The organism is Paraburkholderia silviterrae, assembly GCF_004353915.1.
Taxonomy (GTDB): Bacteria; Pseudomonadota; Gammaproteobacteria; order Burkholderiales; family Burkholderiaceae; genus Paraburkholderia; species Paraburkholderia silviterrae.
On record NZ_SMRP01000002.1, the window covers coordinates 494795 to 516010 of the forward strand.

Sequence of the window (21216 nt, forward strand, 5' to 3'; positions counted from 1 at the left end):
GCTTCAATACCGATGAGTTCGTGCGCCATGGCGTGACGGCGGAGTCGCTCGCGGGCCTGAAGCCGGCGTTCTCGAAGGAAGGCACGGTGACGGCGGCCAATGCTTCGGGCCTGAACGACGGTGCGGCAGCGGTGCTGGTGATGTCGGCGAAGAAGGCCGAAGCGCTGGGCCTCACGCCACTCGCGCGCATCAAGGCGTACGCGGCCGGTGGCGTGGACCCGAAGGTGATGGGCATGGGCCCGGTGCCGGCCTCGAAGCGCTGCCTCGAGCGCGCGGGCTGGTCGGTGGGCGACCTCGATCTCATGGAGATCAACGAGGCGTTCGCGGCACAGGCGCTGGCCGTGAACAAGCAGATGGGCTGGGACACGTCGAAGATCAACGTGAACGGCGGGGCGATTGCAATCGGTCACCCGATCGGCGCATCGGGCTGCCGGATTCTGGTGACGCTGCTGCACGAGATGCAGCGCCGCGACGCGAAGCGCGGTCTGGCCTCGCTGTGCATCGGCGGCGGCATGGGCGTGGCGCTCGCGGTGGAGCGCGCCTGAGTAGATGGAGACTGAGCGCTGGATGCTCGCCCCAAGCCGCGGGCCGTACGCGGTCCGCTCTCTCGCAGGCAAACGAGGCCACTCGACCTGATCCGACCCGATGCGCCGCGTGCTCAGGCGGCGCATCGCGCAAGACGCGGTAAAGAGAGCAACAGGCAGAGGCGAGGCCGGGGCCGTCGGTCGGCGCTCCGGAAAACGATAATGGAGTGTGGTTTATGTCACAACGCGTTGCGTATGTAACGGGCGGTATGGGCGGTATCGGAACGGGAATCTGCCAGCGCCTCGAGAAGCAGGGCTTCAAGGTGGTTGCAGGCTGCGGCCCGAACTCGCCGCGCCGTGTCAAATGGCTCGAAGACCAGAAAGCACTGGGCTTCGACTTCGTCGCCTCGGAAGGCAACGTTGGCGACTGGGATTCGACCAAGCAGGCGTTCGACAAGGTCAAGGCCGAGGTCGGCGAGATCGACGTGCTCGTCAATAACGCGGGCATTACGCGCGATGTGGTGTTCCGCAAGATGACGCGCGAAGACTGGACCGCCGTGATCGACACCAACCTGACGAGCCTCTTCAACGTCACGAAGCAGGTGATCGACGGCATGGTCGAGCGCGGCTTTGGCCGCGTGATCAACATCTCGTCGGTGAACGGCCAGAAGGGCCAGTTCGGGCAAACGAACTACTCGACGGCCAAGGCCGGGATTCACGGCTTCACGATGGCGCTTGCGCAGGAAGTGGCCACCAAGGGCGTGACCGTCAACACCGTTTCGCCGGGGTACATCGGCACGGACATGGTGAAGTCGATTCGTCCCGACGTGCTGGAAAAGATCGTTGCGACCATTCCGGTGCGCCGCTTGGGCGCACCCGAGGAAATCGCCTCGATCGTCGCGTGGCTCGCCTCGGAGGAGTCGGGCTTCTCAACCGGTGCTGACTTCTCGCTGAACGGCGGGTTGCACATGGGCTGATCCCGCGCGCCGCGCCCCTGACAGGGGCGGGCGGCAATGCAGGGATTGACGGCGGCGGCGGGCCTGTTTGCACGCCGGGGCAGGCACCGCTTCCGGGATCGAAGACAGCGCGCGATGGCAACGGCCGTCGCGCGTTGGCGCTTACAAGGGCGACACATGACGACTACAAAGAAAACCGCCGAACGACTGATCAAAAAATATCCGAACCGTCGGCTCTACGACACGGAGACGAGCACCTACATCACGTTGACGGACGTGAAACAACTCGTGCTCGAACAGGAGGAATTCAAGGTCATCGACGCAAAGAGCAATGAGGATCTGACGCGCAGCATCCTGCTGCAGATCATTCTTGAAGAGGAGAGCGGCGGCTTGCCGATGTTCTCGTCGTCGATGCTGTCGCAGATCATCCGTTTCTACGGCCATGCGATGCAGGGCATGATGGGCACCTACCTGGAAAAAAACATCCAGGCGTTCATCGACATCCAGAACAAGCTCGCGGATCAATCGAAGAGCCTCTACGAAGGCAACGCGATGAACCCCGAGGTCTGGTCGCAGTTCATGAACATGCAGGCGCCGATGATGCAGGGCATGATGACCAGCTACATCGAGCAGTCGAAGAATATGTTCGTGCAGATGCAGGAGCAGATGCAGAACCAGGCCAAGAACATGTTCAGTACCTTCCCGTTCAAGCCGGTGACGCCCGCGTCGCCGGTTGCACCTGCACAAGGCGCGAACGAAGGCGGCAGCGACGAAGACGAGAAGAAGTAAGGCTGGGCTCCAGTGGAGCCCAGGCAGCGCTCAGGCGGTTTTCAGATCGCGCAGCGCTTCCGGATGGAGTTCGGCGACGCGCAGCAGGGTCTGCGCGGCGCCGGTTGGCTGCCGGCGCCCCTGTTCCCAGTCCTGCAGCGTGCGCGTGGACACGCCGAGCAGTGCCGCAAAGGCACTTTGCGAGAGCCCGACCTTGGCGCGCGCGAGCGCGGCGGCGGTGGGCTCGACCCGCGTGGTGCGCGCCGCGCGCCCGCTTTTCATTTCGCGGACCGACTTCAGCAGGTCTGCCTGAAACTGTTCCAATTCCTTATCCACGTTCCACCTCTTCGCGCAACCGGTTGAGAAAGGTCACCGGCAGGTTGTCGAATTTCGCCTTCGTGTAGACGATCAGCAGCCAGATGCAGCCGTCTTTGAGGACGTTGTAGTAGATGACGCGCGTACCGCCCCGTTTGCCGAAGCCGAAGCGCCTCCAGCGCACCTTGCGCAGGCCGCCCGTGCCAGGGATCACGTCGCCGGCAAGCGGGTTGTCGGCAAGCCATGTGATGAACGCCTCGCGTTCGGAGTCGCGCCAGACTTCGGCCGCATAACGCTGGAACGTCTCGGTTTCGATGATCGTGAGCATGGAGCGCGTCGAGATGGATTATACGGCAATGCCGTATTAATGTTGGACAATGAATCGAAAGAAGTTGACCGAAGTCCATACTTCTTCCGACCCTGACTCCACTCGATGCTAGCCAGCCAAGGCGCGCCGCTCGATACGCCAAACGGGTAAAATGGCAGATTGGCTTGATTTCGCGCGGCGCATTCTTCGCCCTGCGCCCCACATCCGGACGTACACGTGAAAAACCCTGTTGAATCAACGACCCCCCGCAATCCTGCTCCGCGCGTCGGGATGGTTTCCCTCGGCTGCCCGAAGGCCCTTGTCGACTCCGAGCAGATCCTTACCCAGCTGCGCGCCGAGGGCTACGAGATTTCGGGGTCGTATGACGGCGCCGATCTGGTCGTGGTCAACACCTGCGGTTTCATCGACGAAGCCGTGCAGGAAAGTCTCGACGCCATTGGCGAGGCGCTCAACGAAAACGGCAAGGTGATCGTCACCGGGTGTCTCGGCGCGAAGGCCAGCGCGAGCGGCTCGAATCTCATCGAGGAAGTGCACCCGAAGGTGCTGGCCGTGACGGGCCCGCATGCCGTGGGCGAAGTCATGCAGGCGGTGCATAGCCATCTGCCCAAGCCGCACGATCCGTTCGTCGACCTCGTGCCGCCGGCGGGCGTGAAGCTCACGCCGCGCCACTACGCGTATCTCAAGATCTCCGAAGGCTGCAATCACCGCTGCACCTTCTGCATCATTCCGTCGATGCGCGGCGATCTCGTCTCGCGTCCGGTTGCGGAAGTCATGCTCGAAGCGGAGAACCTCTTCAAGTCGGGCGTGAAGGAGCTGCTGGTCATTTCGCAGGACACGAGCGCCTATGGCGTCGACGTGAAGTACCGCACCGGCTTCTGGAACGGCAAGCCCATCAAGACGCGCATGACGGATCTCGTCGCGGCGCTCGGCGAGCTCGCCGCGCAGTACGGCGCGTGGGTGCGCCTGCACTATGTGTATCCGTACCCGGGCGTGGACGAGGTCATTCCGCTCATGGCGCAAGGCCCGTTCAAGGGCCACGTGCTGCCGTACCTCGACGTGCCGTTCCAGCACGCGCACCCCGAGGTGCTCAAGCGCATGAAGCGTCCGGCGAACGCGGAGAAAGTGATGGAGCGTGTGAAGGCCTGGCGCGAGATGTGCCCGGACCTCACGATCCGCAGCACCTTCATCGCCGGCTTTCCCGGCGAGACCGAGGAGCAGTTCGAGACGCTGCTCGACTTCATCCGCGAAGCCGAGCTCGACCGTGTGGGCTGCTTCGCCTACTCGCCGGTCGAAGGCGCGAGCGCCAACGAGCTCGACGGCGCGCTGCCCGACGAAGTGCGCGAAGCGCGCCGCGCGCGCTTCATGGAAGTGGCCGAAGAAGTGTCGGCCAAACGCATCCAGCGCAAGGTCGGCAAGACCCTCAAGGTCCTGATCGACGAGATCAATCCCGACGGCGGCATCGGCCGCACGGCGGCGGATGCGCCCGAGATCGACGGCGTGGTCTACGTCGCACCTGCGACCAAGGCGTCAAAGCGATACAAAGTCGGCGACTTCATATCGGTGAAGATCACCGGCGCCGACGGCCACGATCTTTGGGGCGAGGTCTGAGCGGGATGACGCAAGCGACGCCAGCAATCCTCGCCTATGGCGAGGCCATGATCGAATTCAATCAGGCCGAGCCTGGCAAGCCGGCGTACCTGCAGGGCTTCGGCGGCGACACCTCGAATTTCGCTATCGCGGCGGCGCGCCAGGGCGCGCGCACGGGCTTCGTTTCGGCGGTCGGCGACGATCAGTTCGGGCGTTTGCTGCTCGATCTGTGGACGCGCGAAGGCGTCGACACCTCGACGGTGCGAGTCGACGCCAGCGCGCCGACCGGCGTGTACTTCGTCTCGCACGGCCCCGACGGCCATGCCTTCGACTATTTGCGCAAGGGCTCGGCGGCAAGCCGCTACGCGAGCGCCGATCTGCCGCTCGCCACGCTGGCTGCGGCCCGCGTGCTGCATCTGTCGGGTATCAGCGTCGCGATCGGCGAAGCCGCCTGCGACGCGGCGTTCGCGGCAATCGAGCACGCGCGCGCGAATGGCGTGCAGGTGAGTTTCGATACGAACCTGCGCCTGAAGCTCTGGCCGCTCGCGCGCGCCCGCGCGGTCATGACCGAGGTGCTGCGCGCCACCGACATCTGCCTGCCCAGCTGGGACGACGTCGCGGTGCTGACCGGTCTGGACGATCGCGACGCAATCGTCGACCGTCTGCTCTCGCTCGGTTCGCGCGTCGTCGCGCTCAAGCTCGGGAAGGACGGCGCCTACGTGGCGACGCCGCATGAGCGCCGCCTCGTGCCGGGCCGCGTCGTGGCGGCTGTCGACGCCACCGGCGCCGGCGACTGCTTTGGTGGTGCGTTTATCGCCCGCATCGTGGCCGGCGACGATCCGTTCGCGGCGGCACAGTACGCGAATGCGGCCGCGGCGCTTTCGACACAAGGCTATGGCGCCGTCGCGCCAATTCCGCATCGCGACGATGTCGAGCGCATGCTGGCCGCGAAGGAATGAGTCCGATGCAAGTTTCGACCTCGAAAGTCTCGAACGTCGCGCGACGACACGGGGCCGCGTCGCGCGGCCTCGCGTGGCTCGCAGCGGCGGCGATGGCGTTGCCGCTCGCCGCCTGTGCCGTGGGCGGCAATATGGCGAACGGCGCTGCGAATGCATCGGCTGCGCCTGCGCCCGTGCATTCGTCGCTCAAGCCGAATCCCGAATTCGCCGGGTTCCCGCAATACGTGGGCACACTCGGCAAGCGGCCGATCGTGATGCGGCTCGGCGCCAAGACCGACGACCCCGACGACAAGTCGGGCGTGCACGGCGAATATCAATTCACCGATACCGGCGAGGTGATCCTGATCGCGGGCGATCGCACTGGCCCGACGCTCGAGGCGGAGGAGTCGAACGATGGTACGCACATCACCGGTAACTGGGTCGGCACGTTCGCAGCCGACGGCGCGCTCTCCGGAGATCGCATGGAGGTCGACGACTCGAATCCGCAGCCGTTCGATCTTAAGCCGCTTGCGGCGGGGGCATCGGCGCCCGCGGTGAGCGCTGCGCACGCCGCCGGCGCGGCCACGGCGGCCACGCCTGCCGAGAAAGGCGGTCATGCCGTGGGCGGCGTCGGGAATCTCGTGACCGGCGAGTAACGCGCGCGACCGGCAGCTCGCCAGCGACGATGCGTGACCACAGCCCAAGACCGCGCGCGTTGGGCCACTAAGGCGAGCCGTCCTGGCTCAGATGTTAATCTTGCGCATGCGTCGCGCGTCGCGGCTCCTGTAGCGCCTGGTCGCCGGCGTCGCTCAGGCGCCCCGCGCCACCTAACCCCCAGCGTTTTTACCGCTTGCCTTCCGCCATGAAGAAAACCGAATCCAGCCGCGCGCTGCAGACGCGCATCGTTCATCCCGAAGAAGAGATCATGCCCGGCTTCGAATCGTTTGCCGCGCCCGTCACGCGTGCCTCGACCGTCGTATTCCCCGACCTCAAGACGGTGCGCTCGCTCGACTGGCGCAACGACTCGCAATGGCGTTATGGATTGCACGCCACGCCCACGTCCGCGATGCTCACGCAGCGTCTGGCCGCCATCGAGGGCGGCGAGTATGCGCTCTTGCAGCCGTCGGGCCTCTCGGCTATCTCGAACGTCTACTTCGGCCTCCTGAAGGCCGGCGACGACGTGCTGATTCCCGATAACGTGTATTCGCCGAACCGCGATCACGGCGACTGGCTCGCGCGCGATTTTGGCCTGACGGCGCGCTACTACGATCCGATGATCGGCGCGGGCATCGCTGAGCTGATCCGCCCCGAGACGAAGCTGATCTGGCTGGAAGCACCCGGCTCGGTGACGATGGAGGTGCCCGATGTGCGTGCGATCACCGCCGCGGCGCGCGCGCGCAATGTCGTCACGGCGATCGACAACACCTGGTCGGCGGGTCTCGCGTTCAAGCCGTTCGAGCACGGCATCGACATCTCGGTGCAGGCGCTCACCAAATATCAGTCGGGCGGCAGCGACGTCCTCATGGGCGCGACGATCACGCGGGATCACGATCTGCACCTGAAGCTCAAGGCGGCGCGCATGAGGCTGGGTATCGGCGTCTCGTCGGACGACTGCTCGCTCGTCCTGCGCGGGCTGCCGAGCATGACGGCGCGCTTCGAGATGCACGATCGCACGGCGCTTGCGCTCGCGAACTGGCTGAAAACGCGCGGCGAGATCGCCGCGATGCTGCATCCCGCGTTCGCCGATTGCCCGGGCCACGAATACTACAAGCGCGATTTCACCGGCGCAGGCGGTCTTTTCTCGGTGGTGTTCGACGAACGCTATAGCCCCGCGCAGATCGATACGTTCTGCGAGTCGCTCGAGCTCTTCGCGCTCGGCTGGAGTTGGGGCGGGGCGCATAGCCTCGTGATGCCGTACGACATCGCGTCGATGCGCACGGCCGCGAGCTGGCCGCATCGCGGCACGCTGGTGCGCTTCTACATCGGCCTCGAGGACGAAGCCGACCTGCGCGCCGACCTCGAGCGCGCGCTCGCGACGCTGGCAGGCGGCGCATTGCAGCACGGCCCGCAAGAATAAACGGCCGCGCCTGTCGTTGGCGACAGGCGCGGCCGTTGTCTTTTCAGTCGCACGCGTGCCGCTTGTGCGGCACGTGTTTCAGGCGGCTCAGAAGAGCCGCAGCAAGCCGTCGAGCCCGACGAAGTTGAACGCGACGCTGGCCGCCTCGCGCACCACGGGCTTCGCGCGGAACGCTACCGAAAGGCCCGCCTCGGCCATCATCTTCAGGTCGTTCGAGCCGTCGCCCATGGCAATCGCGCGGCGCGGCTCGATACCGATCTGCGCGCAGGTTTCGACGAGCGTGCGCGCCTTCACATCCGCATTGACGATCTCGCCCACGACGCGGCCGGTCAGCTTGCCGTCCACGATTTCTAGCGTGTTCGCGCGCGTGAAGTCGAGTCCGAGACGCGCCTTCAGCCGCTCGGTGAAGAACGTGAAACCACCCGAAACGAGCAGCGTTTTCAGGCCCGCGGCTTTCGCGCCGGCGAGCATCTTCTCGGCGCCGGGCGAGAGCTGCAGGCGCTCTTCGTAGACGCGCTCGAGCGCGCTCGCGTCGAGGCCCTTGAGCAGTGCGACACGGCGCGTGAGGCTTTCGTTGAAGTCCTTGATCTCGCCGCGCATCGATGCCTCGGTGATCGTGGCGACTTCGGCCTTCAGGCCACAGAAGTCAGCGATTTCGTCGATGCATTCGATCGTGATGAGCGTCGAGTCCATGTCCATGGCGACGAGCCCGAAACTTGCGAGCGTGAGGCCCGGCTCGATGAACGCATGGTCGAGCTGATGCGTTGAGCAATAGACCTCGAGGTCGGCGTGCTGCGCGGGCGCGGCGTCTTCGATGCGGATCGCGTGCGCGTCGATCGGCACGAGGCGGCTGCCGCGCGCGAGCGCGAGCAGCGGCTTGTGGTGGACGGCTTGCAGCGGAGCGGGACTCTGGATGACGAGGTTCATGACGTGAGCGGCGCTGAGGCTCCCGGGATGGCGCCCCGGAAACGGCGGAGGATCGAACGGGTATCGAGAAAAAGGGCGCAAAGACCGGCACTCCGGCCGATGCACGCGGCGAAAGGCGAATTGTACCGTTTCGAGATGCGCTCGCGGCCCGGTTCAAAGCTTACGGAGACGAAAGCCGTCTTTTTAGGCACAATGAAAGCTCGTGCGGCGCCCGCCGGGGGACGGCCGCCGCGTGCCGTCAACCGTACGTTTCGCGACTCGCGTCGCGCGATGCGTCGCATGCGCTCGATGAGCGCAAGGGGAACCGGTATGCAGGACGCTCTTAACGCCCAGACGGGCACCGCCCGAACACCGACCGGCGCGCGGGCCGAGGCAGTGGACACTGCGGCGCAAACCGCGCCCAGTGCGTCTGCACCGCGCGCGCCGCGCGCCGCAACTCCCCGGGCGCCTCGATCTCATCGGGCTTCTTCGGGCCGCCACGGCACCTTCGGCGAAGTCGCCGGCATACGCATCACCAGTGCGCGCCGCGTCATCGACATGGACAGCGGCACCCGCAAGCTCGATCTCGTGCGCTATTACGCGCGCGCCGCGCCGTGGCTGCTGCCGCACCTGCGCGATCGTCCCGTTTCGCTCGTGCGCGCGCCGCAAGGTCTGAACGGCGAGGTCTTCTTCCAGCGCCACAGCACGCGCTCGCCGATTCCCGAGGTCACGCAGCACGAAGGCCTCGATCCCGGCCATCCGCCGCTCTTCACCATCGATTCGCTCGAAGCACTCGTGCACGTCGTGCAGATGGACGTGATTGAGCTGCACACCTGGAACGCTGTCGCCGCCGATATCGAAGCGCCCGACCGCATCGTATTCGATCTCGATCCCGATCCCGCACTCGGTTGGGACCGCATGATCGAGGCGGCGCAGCTCACGCGCACGATGCTCGGCGATCTCGGCCTCGAGGCGTTCTGCAAGACGAGCGGCGGCAAGGGATTGCACATCGTCGTGCCGCTCGTGCCCGGCGCAGGCTGGGACGAAGCCAAGGCCTTCGCGCGCGCGGTGGCGCAGCGCCTCGCTTCGGGCTGGCCCACGCAGTTCACGGCGACCATGGGCCCAGAGCATCGCAAGAAAAAGATCTTTGTCGATTATTTGCGCAATGTGCGCGGCGCCAGTACGGCAGTCGCCTACGGCGTGCGTGCGCGGCCCGGCATGGGCATTTCGGTGCCGATCGCGTGGGACGAGCTCGCCGATACGACGGGCGGCGCGCAATGGACGCTCGCGAATATCGACGCGCGACTTGCGCACGTCAAGCGCTCGGACCCGTGGGCGCGCTATGCGCGCGTACGCCAGTCGATCAGCAGTGAGCTGACGCTGCGGCTGGAGGAGGGCGGCGCGTAGGCGCAGGCTTCGGCGGACGTGCGGGGCAACGCGCTTCGCGGCAGCCGTGAGGGTGTTCCTGGAGACACGTTGCGCATTGCTAACAAAATGCGCGGCGTGGCAAGCCGGATAAAACCTGGTCGGGCCGACGTCATCGTCCGGCGCAAGCCTTCGCGCGGCGCGCTAGACTGACAGTAGAAGATCAGCCACGCGCTGCCCGCACCGCGTCTTTCGCGGCCGCGGCAGCTCCCGCCAGGAGGTGACGCATGCCTTGCAGCAGCTCCAGCCGCCCCCGCCGCGCTCGCGCGGCGCTCGTTAGTGCCGCCGTTGCCCTGTCTTGTGCGATCGCGCTGCCAGCGCTCGCCTCGACGCCGATCAACGTGACATCGAAGACCCCGACCGACGGCCCGATCCGTTACACGGTGAAGGTCACGTCGAAGCTCTACGGCGACTCTCAGGAAACCCGCACGCTGCGCTCGGGCGACACCGACGACTTCACCTGGCGCACCACGCCGCCAGGCGGCGCGGTGCCGGCCGCGCAGAGTTGCCCGGACTACAGCTCGCTGCCGCTCGACGCGAACGGTGCGATGGTGCGTCAGACCCAGGTGCGGCTCGCGCCAATCGTCGCCAAGGACGGCACGGCGAATGTGCAGGTGAGCTTCCGGGCCCAGGCGCCGCGTACCGGCAAGGCGGCGGCCGGCGCGCAGTGCCCCGAGGTGGTCGCGCATAGCGAGGTGCTGCACTTCTCGATGCCGACCAACGGCACCGCCAAGACGCTCAAGCTCAGCGACGGCACGCAGTTGAGCATTTCGGCGCAGCGCTAGCCGGCGAGCGCTACGCTCGAGCGGTGCTTCTCGAGCTGCGGTGCTCGCCCGCGTGACGAAGGATGGCTTGAAGACATGGGCGGCGTGCGCACTGCAAGCGCCGCCCGTGGCTCAGGTACGCCGGGCACCTCGGTCACGCCGGTCACGTCAGGCGCGCGCTTTGTTGCGCGCGTTCCGTTCGACGAGCCGCGCGGCCAGAAAGCAATGCTCGATCGAAAAGAGCCGCCGGTAGCTGAGCACCACTGCGCCCACCGTGCCGAGCGCCGACGAAGCCGCGATCAGGAACATGATCACGATCTGATAGCGCACCGCCTGCAGCGGCGATTGTCCCGCCAGCACCTGGCCCGTCATCATGCCGGGCAGGCTCACCACCCCCACCACGGCCATCTGGTTGAGCGTCGGGATCATGCCCGCGCGCACGGCATCGCGCGCGCTCGCCTGGGCCGCTTCCCAGCGCGTCGCGCCGAGCGCGAGGGCGCTTTCCACGCGGTCGCGCCGCGCCGTGAGCTCCTGCATCATGCGCTCGACGCCAAGCGACACGCCCGTGAGCGTATTGCCGAGAATCATGCCGAGGATCGGTATCGCGTATTGCGGCTCGTACCACGGCCGAATGCGGATCACGACGAACAGGCCCACCGCCGCGACGAGCCACGCGCTGATCCAGATCGACACGATGCTGTCCACGCGCTGGCCCGCGTAGGTGCGTGCGCCTCGCTGCGCGCCCGCAATGCCGGCGATGAGCGTCATCAGCGCCATGAGCGGCAGCACCGCGTACCAGCGGTTGAACGCGAACACCCAGCCGAGCACGTAGCCAATCGCGAGCAGCTGCACGACGGTGCGCACGGCGGCCCATGCGAGCTTGCGTTCGAGGTCGAGCTTGAGCAGCACCGAAACGGCGCCGTTGACGAACACCAGCAGCGCCGCGATGGCGACGTCGCCGATGCCGAGGTCCTGCAGCACGCCGGGGCTCATCGCAGCGCTCCCATGGCGGCTTGCGCGGAGGTGGGCGCCTCGAGCACGCCCGCGCGCATCGTGATGTGGCGCTCGCCCACGCGTTGCGCCTGCGCCGGATCGTGCGAGACCCAGACGGTTGCGCGCGCCGCGCGCGCATGCTCGAACCATTGTGCAATCAGCGTCTCGACCGCACGCGCCGATTCGGGATCGAGCGAGGCGGTGGGCTCGTCGAGCAGCAGCGCCTCTGGATCGAGCTGCAGCACGCGCACGAGCGCGACGATCTGCGCTTCGCCGCCGGAAAGCTCGGCGGTGGCGCGCGCGAGGAAGTCGGACCCCCGGCCCGCCGCGTCGAAGAGCGCACGCGCGCGCGCCGCGTCGAATGCCGTATCGCGATAGACAGCCAGCGTATAGGGGTAGCGCAGGTTGTCTTCCACCGTGCCGTCGATCAGCGCGGGCCGCTGCCGCAGATAAGCGATGTGGCGCCGGTAGCGCGGAACCTGCGCATGCGTGACAGCGTGGCCGTGCCAGTGCACCGTGCCGCCGTCGAGTGGATCGAGTAGCGCGAGCGCGCGCAGGAACACGCTCTTGCCCGAGCCGGACGGCCCCGTGAGCACGACGCGTTGACCCGCGTGAAGCGCGAAGTCGGCGGGATGCAGCAAGACCTGGCCGCGCTGGGCGTCGCGGCGCATGATGCGTTTTGCTTCAACGAGCGGCGCGGTGGCCGTCGCGTCAACGCCGGAGCGGCTCAAATCGTTCTGATGGGTCATCGAAGAAATTCATCAAACAAAGTACGCCGCGATGCAACGCGCGCGACGTGATGCAGTGCATCGCGGGCGCAACCGGGCACGCAGGCTGCTGCGCTATCGTTGGCGAAACAACAATGCATAACATGGAGTGCGCATGAAGTCACCGCAACCCAAGGCCCACGGCTTCGGCCGCACGCTCGCCAAGATCTTCGCATGGCTGGTGGCGGTTGTCGTCGTGCTCGTCGCTGCGCTTGGCGTCTTCATTTACACCTTCGACTGGAATCGCGCCAGACCCTATGTCAACGAAAAAGTGACGGAAGCCATCGGGCGGCCGTTCGCCATTGTCGGCGACCTCAAGCTGGGTTGGCGCAGGCCGCCGAACGAAACGGGCTGGCGCGCCTGGGTGCCATGGCCGCGCTTCTCGGCCACGCAGATCGAAGTGGCGAATCCCGACTGGGCGAAGGCGCCGCATTTCGCCACGCTCGACGAGGTCGACTTCGAAGTGGCCATGCTGCCGCTGCTCGCGCACGACATCGTGATTCCGGCGATCAATCTCGTGAATCCTGCCATCGATATCGAGCGGCTCGGGGATGGGCGCAATAACTGGACCTTCAAGCTGGCATCGTCGAGCGGGCCTTCCACGTGGAAGCTCGATCTGCACGACATCACGTTCTCCGATGGCAACATCGCTGTGAATGACCAGCAGACGAAAACCGATGTGAAGATCGCCGTGAGCCTGCTCGGCCAGGGGATTCCCATTGGCAAGGTGATGGAGCAGCAGGAGGCCGCGTCGCGCCAGGGCTCCGCACAGGTGATCGGGCGCGCGGGGGCGAGCCGGCTCGCGCAGCAGGCGCAGAAGCAGCAGGCGTCCGAGGCGGCTGCGGCGAGTGCGGCGAGTGCGACCAACGCTGCCAGCGGCGCCGGAGGCGCGTCTGGGGCGATTGCCGCCGCCTCCAGTGCGCCAGCCGCAAGCGGCGCTGCGGCCTCCCAGGGCACCGGCTCGAAGCTGGCCGCGAGCGGCGCGAGCGCGGTCCCTGCCGCGAATGCCACAACCGGGGTGAGCGCGCCATCCGCCGGCAAGTCGAGCGAGCCGTTCTACGCCATCGGCTGGACGATCAAGGGCGCGTACAACAAGACGCCGCTCTCGGGCGACGGCAAATTCGGCGGCGTGCTCGCGCTGCAAGACGCCAGGCGGCCTTTCCCGATCCAGGCAGACGTGCGCGCCGGCGACTTGCATATCGCGCTCGTCGGCACGCTCACGGACCCCACGCATCTCGCCGCCGTCGATCTGCGCCTCTGGCTGCAAGGCCAGAGCATGGCGCATCTCTACAAGCTGACCGGCGTGACGCTGCCCGAAACGCCGCCTTACGCAACCGAAGGGCGCTTTGTCGGCCAGTTCCGTCGCGGCGCGAGTGTGTTTCGCTATGAGAATTTCACGGGCCGCGTGGGCGGCAGCGACCTGAACGGCACGCTCGTGTACGAGCAGCGCCAGCCTCGTCCGCTGCTCTCTGGCGAGCTCGTCTCGAACCTGCTGCAGTTCTCCGATCTGGCGCCGATCATTGGCGCGGACAACAAGGCGAGCAAGGCGAAGCGCGGCGACACCGTCACGCAGCCCGCCGGCCGAGTGATCCCCGTAGAGCCGTTCAAGACCGACCGCTGGAGTTCCATTGACGCCGACGTGAAGTTCACCGGCAAGCGCATCGTCAAGCAGGGCAGCCTGCCGATCCAGGACCTCTATGCGCATGTGAGCTTGACCAACGGCGTGCTCGCCTTCGAGCCGCTGCAGTTCGGCGTGGCGGGCGGCACGTTCGCCACGCAGCTTTCGCTCGACGGCAGCGGCACGCCGCTCAAGGCACGTGGCACGGTCACCGCACGCCACCTGAAGCTCAAGCAACTGTTCCCGAGCTTCAAGTCGATGCAGTCGGCGCTCGGCGAGGTCAACGGCGACGCCTCGCTTTCCGCGACGGGCAATTCACCGGCGGCGCTCGCTGCCTCGTCCAATGGCGAAGTGAAGGCGCTGGTCACGCAGGGTACGATCAGCCGCCTGCTGATGGAGGCGGCGGGCCTGAACGTGGCGAACGTGGTCTACGAAAAGCTGTTCGGCAATCGCGACGTGAACATCAATTGCGCGGCGGCTGATTTCGTGGCGACCAACGGCGTGCTCGATCCGCGCGTCTTCGCACTCGACACCGACGACGCCGTGATCGACATCGATGGCCCCATCGATCTGCGCGACGAGTCGATGGACATGAAGGTGCACCCGCACACCAAGGGCTTTCGGGTGTTCTCGTTGCGCTCGCCGCTCTACGTGAAGGGCACCTTCAAGAATCCGCACGTGGGCGTGGATGCCGCTGCGCTCGCACTGCGCGGCGGCGCCATGGTGGGGCTCGGGCTCATCAACCCGTTCGCGGCGCTCATCCCGCTCATCGCGCCGAGCAACAACAAGCCGCTGCCTTGCGATCAGTTGTTTGCGCAGATTCGCCAGCATCCGGTGGCGCCGCCGCCGGGTCAGAAGATGCGCGCGGCGCCGCTTCCTGGCAGCGACACGAAAGCGGCTTCGCCGTTCGCGTCACATGGCGCATCGCGCAACGCCGGCAATACGCCATCCGGCGCTGCTGCGCAGCCCGGACTGCAAAGTCTTTACAAGGGTAGTTGAGCTTGCCCGCGCGCGCAGCGCGGGTGGGCCGCACGCGTGCCGCGAACCGCGGCGTCTGGACGGGCAGGCAGATACAAAAACGCCCGGCGCTAGAGCGTCGGGCGTTTTTTGAGTGGCGTTCAGCGCAATTGCTGGCGCGGTGCCGGATCGCCGGTGGTGTCCTGGCGGCGCGCCACGTGCCGCGAACTGTTGCCGGGCCGCGCCGCGCCAAACTCGGGCAAGATCCGCCCGCGTGCCCGGCTCGCGAACACGAGGAAGCCGAAACCGTCGGCCTCGTACCAGTAGCCGCCGTTCTCGAGCCCTTCGAGCGGTTGCTCGAGTGCATGCGTAATGGATTCGATGCAGCGTCTGCGCAATTCGCTTGTACCGGGATAGGGTGGCTGCGCACCGCGAACGCTGCACAACAGCACGTCGAGCCCAGGCAGCACGTGTGCGTAGAGCACGGGCTCATCCTGCGCACGCGCACGGGCAATCTTCGTATCGAGTTGACCGAACGGTTTGAAGTGGCTCAGCACGGCGAGAAATGACTCGTCGCCATCCGCCTTGATGCGCTTACGCTTTTTCGGGAAGGACATAAAAATTCGCCTGAAAAAGGTGGATTGCAAAAAACGCAGCGTTCCCATGCGACCACTCCCGGACTGGTGCGCCGCACGTCGATCCTTTATAGCATACCGATTTGCCGGATTCACGAGAATTCAGGCACGTGCAGACCACGTCCAGAACTCTCACCGCGTCAGGCAAACGCCATGCCGGATCGCACGTCGCGCTCATGTAGGTATCCCGGCGCTCTTTCGCTTCTCTTTCACTTATCTCCGGTCTCAATAATAGACCTGCACGCGCGTGCGGTGTGACGATTTCTCGGGAAAATGCCGGCTTTTCTCACTGCCGGGTGCGCATAGACACATACGTTGTAATCTCATAATTTCGCGCAGATAATGTTTTGGCTCTGGCGGGCGCGGCGATTTCCTGCCGCGGGGGGCTCGCCGCGCGTGGACCTGGACGGGGAGGTCCGCTCGCGTAGCTCGGTGCACGAGGCGTCGCCCAGAGCGCCATCCAATCAAATCGACATGAAACTGTTCGCCAAGGGGCTTTTGCTGATCGCGATACCGAGCGCAATCGAGCTGGCGCTGCTCGGCGTCGTATTCGATACGCAAGGCGAGGCCGCCGAGGCCGCAAAGAGCGCCGAGAACAGCAAGCAGATCCTCTGGCAGGCTTCGAGCCTCGCTCACCCGTTGTTGCGGGAGGCCGCGCGGGTGCGCACGGCGATCGTGCTCGAAGATCCCTCCTTCATCGACCGCCGCGCCGTCTGGGCCGAATTCTCGGATCGCATCTCGCTGCTCGAGCATATGGTGAGCGATAACCCCGTACAGCTCGCGCGCGTGCAGCGCATCAACGACTATGCGCACGCGTGGCGCGCGCGCTGCGGCGAGGTGGCCGACGCCTTGCGCGCCGGCCGTATCAGCGGCTTCGCGCACGCGGGCGGCGACGGTCTGCCGCCCGAAATCGATGCGGTGCGCAGCGAGCTCGATGGATTCGTCGCCGAGCAAACGCGCCTTGACGACGCGCGCGGCGCCTCGCTGCGCGAGACCCGCGAGCGGCAGCAAGAAGCGCTCATCGTCGCCGTGGTCGGGTCGATGCTGATCTGGGCCGCCACGGCGATCGCGTACGCGCGCAACGTGGGCGCGCGTCTGTCCGCGCTGAGCGCCAATGCGCAGCGGCTCGGCGAGGGGGTGGCGCTTGCGCGGCCGCTCGCCGGCGACGACGAAATCGCGGCGCTCGACGCCGTGCTCAATCAGACAAGCCAGCGCTTGCGCGAGGCCGAGCACGAACAGGCGGCGCTCAAGCGGCAACTGCAGGAACGCGCCGCGGACCTGGCCGCCGCCAACGACAATCTGCGGCAGGAGAGCCAGGACAATGAGATGTTCATCTACAGCGTCTCGCACGACCTGCGTTCGCCGCTCGTGAATCTGCAGGGTTTTTCGAAGGAGCTGCAGGTTTCGTGTGGCGATCTGCGCGAGCAGATCGATGCGGCGGCTCTGCCCGCCGACGAGCACCGGCGCATGGTCGAGGTGCTCGACGGCGACGTCGACGAATCGCTGCAATTCCTGCGCCAGGCCGTGGCGCGCGCGGCGGCCATCATCGACGCGTTGTTGCGCATTTCGCGCGCCGGGCGGCTCGACTATCGCTGGCAGCGCGTGAATGTGGGCCGCGTCGTCGAGCGCGCGCTCGCCGGCCTCGCGGCGGGGCTCGCGCAGCAGGCGCGCATCGAGGTGCGCGAACTGCCGCCCGCCTGGGGCGACCCGGGGGCGCTAGAGCAGATCTTCAGCAATTTGATCGACAACGCATTGCGCCACCTCGATCCGGCTCGGCCCGGGCAGGTGGAGATCGGCGCGCTCGAGCCGGGCGAGGCGGCAACACCGGCTTCGTCCCCCGAGCCTGGCGGCGGCCCGTCTGGCCCCGTCGACGAGGTGGCTGGCTGGACGGCGCTGCCCGTCAATGCGTACGTCAGTGCGCACGCCAACGCACGCGATGCCTTGCGCATATCCGGCACACGCACGCGGACTTACTATGTGCGCGACAATGGCATTGGAATTCCGGCTGCGTATCAGCCATTACTGTTTCGCGCGTTCCAGCGCCTGCACGGCGGCGATTCGATCGGGCAAGGCACGGGGCTCGCGCTCGCACGCCGTATCGCGGAGCGCCATGGCGGGCGCATCTGGGTCGAGTCGACGCAAGGCGCGGGTTCCACCTTCTTCGTCGCGCTGCCCGACGAACCGCTGCGCGCAGTATGAGGACACACGACCGGATCGGATGAGGATACGTCGGAGAGCGGCATGAGAGAACGAGAAGAAACGGGAGCAAAAGCGGGAGCAAAAGCGGGGGAAAATGCCGGAGCACAGCCGAACCCATTCCCGGGCGAGCTGAGCGCCGGCCTGCCGGCCGAGCCGGCGGAATCGGGGCACCGCGTGAGCATCGTGCTGGTCGAAGACGACGACGGGCACGCCACGCTGGTCGAGCGCAACCTGCGGCGCTCGGGGGTGTCCAACGGGTTTTTGCGTTTTCGCGACGGCCAGGAGGCGCTCGATTACTTCTTTGGTACGCCGGGTGCCGATACCCTTGCGGCGTCGAATTATCCGTCACGCGAAGAGCTGGCGAACTTCGTCGTCCTGCTCGATCTGCGCATGCCGCGCGTGGACGGCTTCGAGGTGTTGCGGCGGCTGAAGGCCGATCCGGTGACGGCGTCGGTGCCGGTGATCGTGCTCACGACGACCGATGACCCGCGCGAGATCGAACGCTGCTACGAGCTGGGCTGCAATGTCTACATCACGAAGCCCGTTGAATATGACGCGTTCATCGAGGCGGTGCGGCGGCTTGGCTTTTTCCTCCAGGTCGTCAAGCTGCCGCCGGGGCATCGCTTTGTGCGTCCTTGAAGGGCGCTTGCGTGGGCTTGTGCGTGCTCGTGCCTGCCCCGCGGCTTGCCGGGGACTTGAACGATCAGATACGGCTTTCGATTCGCGCGTGACCACCATGACAATATTGATACTGGGCGCGCCAGCGGCGCGGCGCCAGCCACGAGGGATGCCAGAAGCATGAAAGGCATGAGCGGCATGAACGAAGCGGCAACGATGTTGGCTGGCGCGCACGTGCTCGTCGTCGACGACGACGAAGGCATTCTGCGGCTCGCGCGCAAATCGCTCGTGCGGGCCGGCGCGCGCGTGGACACTTGCACGGGCGTTGGGGAGGCGCGCGCCGTGCTCGCGGCGCGCACGCCGGACGTGCTCGTACTCGACTACCAGCTCGACGGCGCCGAGACCGGTCTCGACTTTTTCCGCCGCCTGCGTGCCGAGGACGTGCGCGTGCCGGCGATTCTCGTTACCGGCTTCACCGACGAGTCGCGCGTGATTGCCGCGTTGCGCGCGGGCGTATCGGACGTGGTGCCGAAATCGGGCGACTACCTCGACTATCTGCCCGAAGCGGTGGCGCGCGTGCTCGCGCAGGTCGCGCTGCAACGCGCCTCGGACGAGGCGCTGCTGTTGCGCGATCGCGAAGAGCATTACCGCACGCTATCCGAAGCCCTGCCGCACCTCGTGTTCACCTGCGGAGCGGACGGCGAGTGCGATTTCCTTTCGAAGCAATGGCGCGAATACACGGCACTCGACGCCGGCACGACGCATGGCCTCGCGTGGCTCGACGCGGTGCACCCGGACGACCGGGATGAAATTCGCGATACATGGCTCAAGGCTGTGCGCACCAACGACGACGACTATCGCCACGAATTGCGCATTCGTCGTCACGATGGCACGTATCGATGGTTCGATGTCCGAATCGTTGCGATGCGCGGTCCGCGCGGCAGCGTCGACAAGTGGTTCGGCAGCTGTACCGACATCCACGCGCAGCGCGAGTCGAATGAAGAGCGCGAGCTGCTGCTCGCCTCCGAGCAGGCTGCGCGCCAGGCAGCCGAAGAGGCCAATCGTGCAAAGGACCGCTTTTTGGCGATGCTCTCGCACGAATTGCGCACGCCGCTCACGCCGGTGCTGGCCGGCACGCGACTGCTAGAGCAGATCCCTGACTTGCCCGAGGCCGCGCGCGCGGGCGTGCTGATGATCCGCCGCAATATCGAACTCGAGGCGCGCCTGATCGACGATCTGCTCGATCTCACGCGTGTCGCGAACGGCAAGCTGAGTCTCACGCTCGACACGGTCGACGTGCACGAAGTGATCGACGCCGTGCTCGAGCTCTTTCACAGCGAGATGCAGATCAAGCAGCAGGATGTGCACGTCGAGCGCCGGGCGCAGCAGCACTACGTGCGCGGCGACCGCGCACGCATGCAGCAGATGTTCTGGAATCTCGTGCGCAACGCGGCGAAGTTTACGCCTGACGGCGGCCACATCTTCGTGCGCACGCGCGACGAGCGCATGCATGTGGTGATCGAAGTGGAGGACACCGGCATCGGCATCGCGCCGGAGCAGATCGGCAAGCTCTTTCACGCCTTCGAGCAGGGCAGCCACAACATGACGCGCCAGTTCGGCGGCCTCGGACTCGGGCTCGCGGTGACGAAGGCGCTAACCGAGGCGCACGGCGGCACCGTGAGCGCGAAGAGCCCCGGCCCGCATTGCGGCGCGACTTTCACGATCGTGCTGCCGACCGCCGCGCCTTGCTCGGGTGCCGCACGCCCTGCGGACCACAGCGGGCCGCACCGCGCGGGCGCGCTCGAGATCCTGCTGATCGAGGACCACGAGGACACGGCCGAGGTCATGTCGCAACTGATCCGCGCGCTCGGCCACGAGGTGGCGGTGGCCACGAGCGTGACCGGTGCGCTCGCGCTCACAGCCGCGCAACGCTTCGATCTGGTCGTGAGCGATATCGGCTTGCCGGACGGCTCGGGCATCGACTTCATCCGCGCGTTCCGCAAGGAGTCGGAGGCGCCGGCCATCGCGCTCACCGGCTTCGGCACCGACGACGACGTGCGCCGCAGCATCGATGCCGGTTTCACTGCGCATCTCACGAAGCCGGTGAATTTCGAGCAGCTCGAGCGCCTGATCGAAGAGATGGTCACGCAGCGCGCAAGCGGAGTGTCGAACCCGGCGGCGCCGGCGGTTTGAGCGCCGCGCGATTCGTGCCTGGCGCGCGCAACAGGGCGCAAAAAAAACCCGCGTGGCCGAAAAACGGCGACGCGGGTTTTTGTGTGACTCTCTTTGCCGGCTGGTTATCTGGCGAGCGTTGATCCGTTGAAACGCGCAAGCGGCGCTTAGCGCGAATTGCTCTGGAGCGAGTCGCGGATCTCGCGCAACAGCAGCACGTCTTCGGGCGTGGGCGGCGGCGCGGCGGGCGCGGCTTCGTCCGACCTGCGCAGCTTGTTCACGAACTTCACCATCAGAAAGATGATGAACGCGAGGATAACGAAATTGATCACCGCCGTGATGAACGAACCGTAGCCGAACACGGCCACGCCGGCGGTTTGCAGATCCTTGTACGAGTCGGGGTTGCCCTTGAAGGTGGCCGGAATGTGCCCGAGCCGGACGAACAAGTTCGAGAAGTCGAGGCCGCCCGTGACTACGCCGATCACCGGCATGATGAGATCCTTCACGATCGAGTTGACGATGGTCGAGAAGGCGCCGCCGATGATCACACCGACCGCAAGATCCATCACATTGCCTTTGACGGCGAATTCCTTGAACTCCTTGATGATGCTCATGAGCGGGCTCTCCTTGATCGGGGGGCGGCACGGGCCAGGGGGCGTAACGACGCAA

The 21216-nt window shown here is 66.2% G+C and carries 20 protein-coding genes; 13 read left to right on the forward strand and 7 right to left on the reverse strand.

The features are described 5' to 3' along the window. The 3 genes from EYW47_RS41730 to phaR form a co-directional block, all read left to right on the forward strand. The coding region (locus EYW47_RS41730; protein WP_240763566.1) for an acetyl-CoA C-acyltransferase at positions 1-545 on the forward strand (545 nt) is incomplete at its 5' end. Between the two features lie 215 nt (positions 546-760). Continuing rightward, the gene (locus EYW47_RS06465; RefSeq protein WP_133194023.1) at positions 761-1501 is read left to right on the forward strand and encodes a 3-ketoacyl-ACP reductase; all 741 of its coding nucleotides are present in this window, start codon (positions 761-763) and stop codon (positions 1499-1501) included. A 156-nt stretch (positions 1502-1657) separates the two neighbouring features. Continuing rightward, positions 1658-2269 carry a polyhydroxyalkanoate synthesis repressor PhaR gene (gene phaR, locus EYW47_RS06470; RefSeq protein WP_133194024.1) on the forward strand — a complete coding sequence of 204 codons (612 nt, stop codon included), beginning with the start codon at positions 1658-1660 and terminating at the stop codon, positions 2267-2269. A 30-nt stretch (positions 2270-2299) separates the two neighbouring features. Here the strand turns inward: phaR and EYW47_RS06475 are convergent, their stop codons facing one another. After that, complete coding sequence (locus EYW47_RS06475; protein WP_028216452.1) at positions 2300-2584, reverse strand: helix-turn-helix domain-containing protein; 285 nt, start codon at positions 2582-2584, stop codon at positions 2300-2302. Further along, on the reverse strand, positions 2577-2891 hold the full coding sequence (locus EYW47_RS06480; protein ID WP_133194025.1) for a transcriptional regulator: 315 nt from the start codon (positions 2889-2891) through the stop codon (positions 2577-2579). Before EYW47_RS06480 ends, EYW47_RS06475 begins: the two co-directional genes overlap by 8 nt. Before the next feature lie 270 nt (positions 2892-3161). On the opposite strand from EYW47_RS06480, the gene rimO reads away from it, so the two are divergent. The 4 genes from rimO to EYW47_RS06500 all read left to right on the forward strand — a co-directional run bounded on the left by rimO (position 3162) and on the right by EYW47_RS06500 (position 7493). Beyond that, the gene (gene rimO / locus EYW47_RS06485) at positions 3162-4499 is read left to right on the forward strand and encodes a 30S ribosomal protein S12 methylthiotransferase RimO (RefSeq protein ID WP_205710027.1); all 1338 of its coding nucleotides are present in this window, start codon (positions 3162-3164) and stop codon (positions 4497-4499) included. A gap of 5 nt (positions 4500-4504) precedes the next feature. Next, positions 4505-5437: a sugar kinase gene (locus tag EYW47_RS06490; protein ID WP_133194027.1), complete on the forward strand. Its 933-nt coding sequence runs from the start codon at positions 4505-4507 to the stop codon at positions 5435-5437. A 5-nt stretch (positions 5438-5442) separates the two neighbouring features. Beyond that, positions 5443-6072 (forward strand): hypothetical protein, encoded by a 630-nt coding sequence (locus EYW47_RS06495; RefSeq protein ID WP_133194028.1) that lies wholly within the window; start codon positions 5443-5445, stop codon positions 6070-6072. Positions 6073-6278: 206 nt separating this feature from the next. Further along, positions 6279-7493 carry a cystathionine beta-lyase gene (locus tag EYW47_RS06500; protein WP_133194029.1) on the forward strand — a complete coding sequence of 405 codons (1215 nt, stop codon included), beginning with the start codon at positions 6279-6281 and terminating at the stop codon, positions 7491-7493. Between the two features lie 87 nt (positions 7494-7580). Here the strand turns inward: EYW47_RS06500 and serB are convergent, their stop codons facing one another. After that, positions 7581-8420, reverse strand: a complete 840-nt coding sequence (gene serB, locus EYW47_RS06505) for a phosphoserine phosphatase SerB (protein ID WP_133194030.1) — start codon at positions 8418-8420, stop codon at positions 7581-7583. Positions 8421-8729: 309 nt separating this feature from the next. On the opposite strand from serB, the gene ligD reads away from it, so the two are divergent. Together ligD and EYW47_RS06515 are read left to right on the forward strand one after the other, a co-directional pair. Next, positions 8730-9806: a non-homologous end-joining DNA ligase gene (gene ligD, locus EYW47_RS06510; RefSeq protein ID WP_377784879.1), complete on the forward strand. Its 1077-nt coding sequence runs from the start codon at positions 8730-8732 to the stop codon at positions 9804-9806. 245 nt (positions 9807-10051) lie between these two features. Further along, positions 10052-10609, forward strand: coding sequence for a DUF6013 family protein (locus tag EYW47_RS06515; RefSeq protein WP_205710028.1), 558 nt, complete (start codon positions 10052-10054; stop codon positions 10607-10609). A gap of 147 nt (positions 10610-10756) precedes the next feature. On the opposite strand, the gene EYW47_RS06520 is transcribed toward EYW47_RS06515, so the two are convergent. Together EYW47_RS06520 and EYW47_RS06525 are read right to left on the reverse strand one after the other, a co-directional pair. Then, entirely contained in the window at positions 10757-11581 is an 825-nt protein-coding gene (locus EYW47_RS06520; RefSeq protein ID WP_133194032.1) for an ABC transporter permease, read from the reverse strand. Further along, on the reverse strand, positions 11578-12330 hold the full coding sequence (locus EYW47_RS06525; RefSeq protein WP_133194033.1) for an ABC transporter ATP-binding protein: 753 nt from the start codon (positions 12328-12330) through the stop codon (positions 11578-11580). The genes EYW47_RS06520 and EYW47_RS06525 overlap by 4 nt, the downstream gene beginning before the upstream one ends. A gap of 133 nt (positions 12331-12463) precedes the next feature. Here EYW47_RS06525 and EYW47_RS06530 point away from each other — a divergent pair, with 133 nt between their 5' ends. Then, positions 12464-14965 carry an AsmA family protein gene (locus tag EYW47_RS06530; protein WP_133194034.1) on the forward strand — a complete coding sequence of 834 codons (2502 nt, stop codon included), beginning with the start codon at positions 12464-12466 and terminating at the stop codon, positions 14963-14965. Between the two features lie 119 nt (positions 14966-15084). Here the strand turns inward: EYW47_RS06530 and EYW47_RS06535 are convergent, their stop codons facing one another. Beyond that, positions 15085-15588 carry a hypothetical protein gene (locus EYW47_RS06535; RefSeq protein WP_133194035.1) on the reverse strand — a complete coding sequence of 168 codons (504 nt, stop codon included), beginning with the start codon at positions 15586-15588 and terminating at the stop codon, positions 15085-15087. 444 nt (positions 15589-16032) lie between these two features. On the opposite strand from EYW47_RS06535, the gene EYW47_RS06540 reads away from it, so the two are divergent. From EYW47_RS06540 to EYW47_RS06550, 3 genes are all read left to right on the forward strand, one after another. Next, positions 16033-17757, forward strand: coding sequence for a sensor histidine kinase (locus tag EYW47_RS06540; RefSeq protein WP_133194036.1), 1725 nt, complete (start codon positions 16033-16035; stop codon positions 17755-17757). Positions 17758-17799: 42 nt separating this feature from the next. Beyond that, positions 17800-18396, forward strand: a complete 597-nt coding sequence (locus tag EYW47_RS06545) for a response regulator (protein ID WP_133194037.1) — start codon at positions 17800-17802, stop codon at positions 18394-18396. A 159-nt stretch (positions 18397-18555) separates the two neighbouring features. Then, on the forward strand, positions 18556-20568 hold the full coding sequence (locus EYW47_RS06550) for a hybrid sensor histidine kinase/response regulator (protein WP_240763567.1): 2013 nt from the start codon (positions 18556-18558) through the stop codon (positions 20566-20568). A gap of 146 nt (positions 20569-20714) precedes the next feature. Here the strand turns inward: EYW47_RS06550 and mscL are convergent, their stop codons facing one another. Next, complete coding sequence (gene mscL / locus EYW47_RS06555; protein WP_133194038.1) at positions 20715-21161, reverse strand: large conductance mechanosensitive channel protein MscL; 447 nt, start codon at positions 21159-21161, stop codon at positions 20715-20717. Positions 21162-21216 lie beyond the last annotated feature (55 nt).

Bases quoted from the DNA above. Each gene is read 5' to 3' on its own strand.
- EYW47_RS06465 (WP_133194023.1), top strand. From the start codon at position 761: ATGTCACAACGCGTTGCGTATGTAACGGGCGGTATGGGCGGTATCGGA.
- phaR (WP_133194024.1), top strand. From the start codon at position 1,658: ATGACGACTACAAAGAAAACCGCCGAACGACTGATCAAAAAATATCCG.
- EYW47_RS06480 (WP_133194025.1), bottom strand. From the start codon at position 2,891: ATGCTCACGATCATCGAAACCGAGACGTTCCAGCGTTATGCGGCCGAA.
- rimO (WP_205710027.1), top strand. From the start codon at position 3,162: ATGGTTTCCCTCGGCTGCCCGAAGGCCCTTGTCGACTCCGAGCAGATC.
- EYW47_RS06490 (WP_133194027.1), top strand. From the start codon at position 4,505: ATGACGCAAGCGACGCCAGCAATCCTCGCCTATGGCGAGGCCATGATC.
- EYW47_RS06495 (WP_133194028.1), top strand. From the start codon at position 5,443: ATGCAAGTTTCGACCTCGAAAGTCTCGAACGTCGCGCGACGACACGGG.
- EYW47_RS06500 (WP_133194029.1), top strand. From the start codon at position 6,279: ATGAAGAAAACCGAATCCAGCCGCGCGCTGCAGACGCGCATCGTTCAT.
- serB (WP_133194030.1), bottom strand. From the start codon at position 8,420: ATGAACCTCGTCATCCAGAGTCCCGCTCCGCTGCAAGCCGTCCACCAC.
- ligD (WP_377784879.1), top strand. From the start codon at position 8,730: ATGCAGGACGCTCTTAACGCCCAGACGGGCACCGCCCGAACACCGACC.
- EYW47_RS06515 (WP_205710028.1), top strand. From the start codon at position 10,052: ATGCCTTGCAGCAGCTCCAGCCGCCCCCGCCGCGCTCGCGCGGCGCTC.
- EYW47_RS06520 (WP_133194032.1), bottom strand. From the start codon at position 11,581: ATGAGCCCCGGCGTGCTGCAGGACCTCGGCATCGGCGACGTCGCCATC.
- EYW47_RS06525 (WP_133194033.1), bottom strand. From the start codon at position 12,330: ATGACCCATCAGAACGATTTGAGCCGCTCCGGCGTTGACGCGACGGCC.
- EYW47_RS06530 (WP_133194034.1), top strand. From the start codon at position 12,464: ATGAAGTCACCGCAACCCAAGGCCCACGGCTTCGGCCGCACGCTCGCC.
- EYW47_RS06535 (WP_133194035.1), bottom strand. From the start codon at position 15,588: ATGGGAACGCTGCGTTTTTTGCAATCCACCTTTTTCAGGCGAATTTTT.
- EYW47_RS06540 (WP_133194036.1), top strand. From the start codon at position 16,033: ATGAAACTGTTCGCCAAGGGGCTTTTGCTGATCGCGATACCGAGCGCA.
- EYW47_RS06545 (WP_133194037.1), top strand. From the start codon at position 17,800: ATGAGAGAACGAGAAGAAACGGGAGCAAAAGCGGGAGCAAAAGCGGGG.
- EYW47_RS06550 (WP_240763567.1), top strand. From the start codon at position 18,556: ATGAAAGGCATGAGCGGCATGAACGAAGCGGCAACGATGTTGGCTGGC.
- mscL (WP_133194038.1), bottom strand. From the start codon at position 21,161: ATGAGCATCATCAAGGAGTTCAAGGAATTCGCCGTCAAAGGCAATGTG.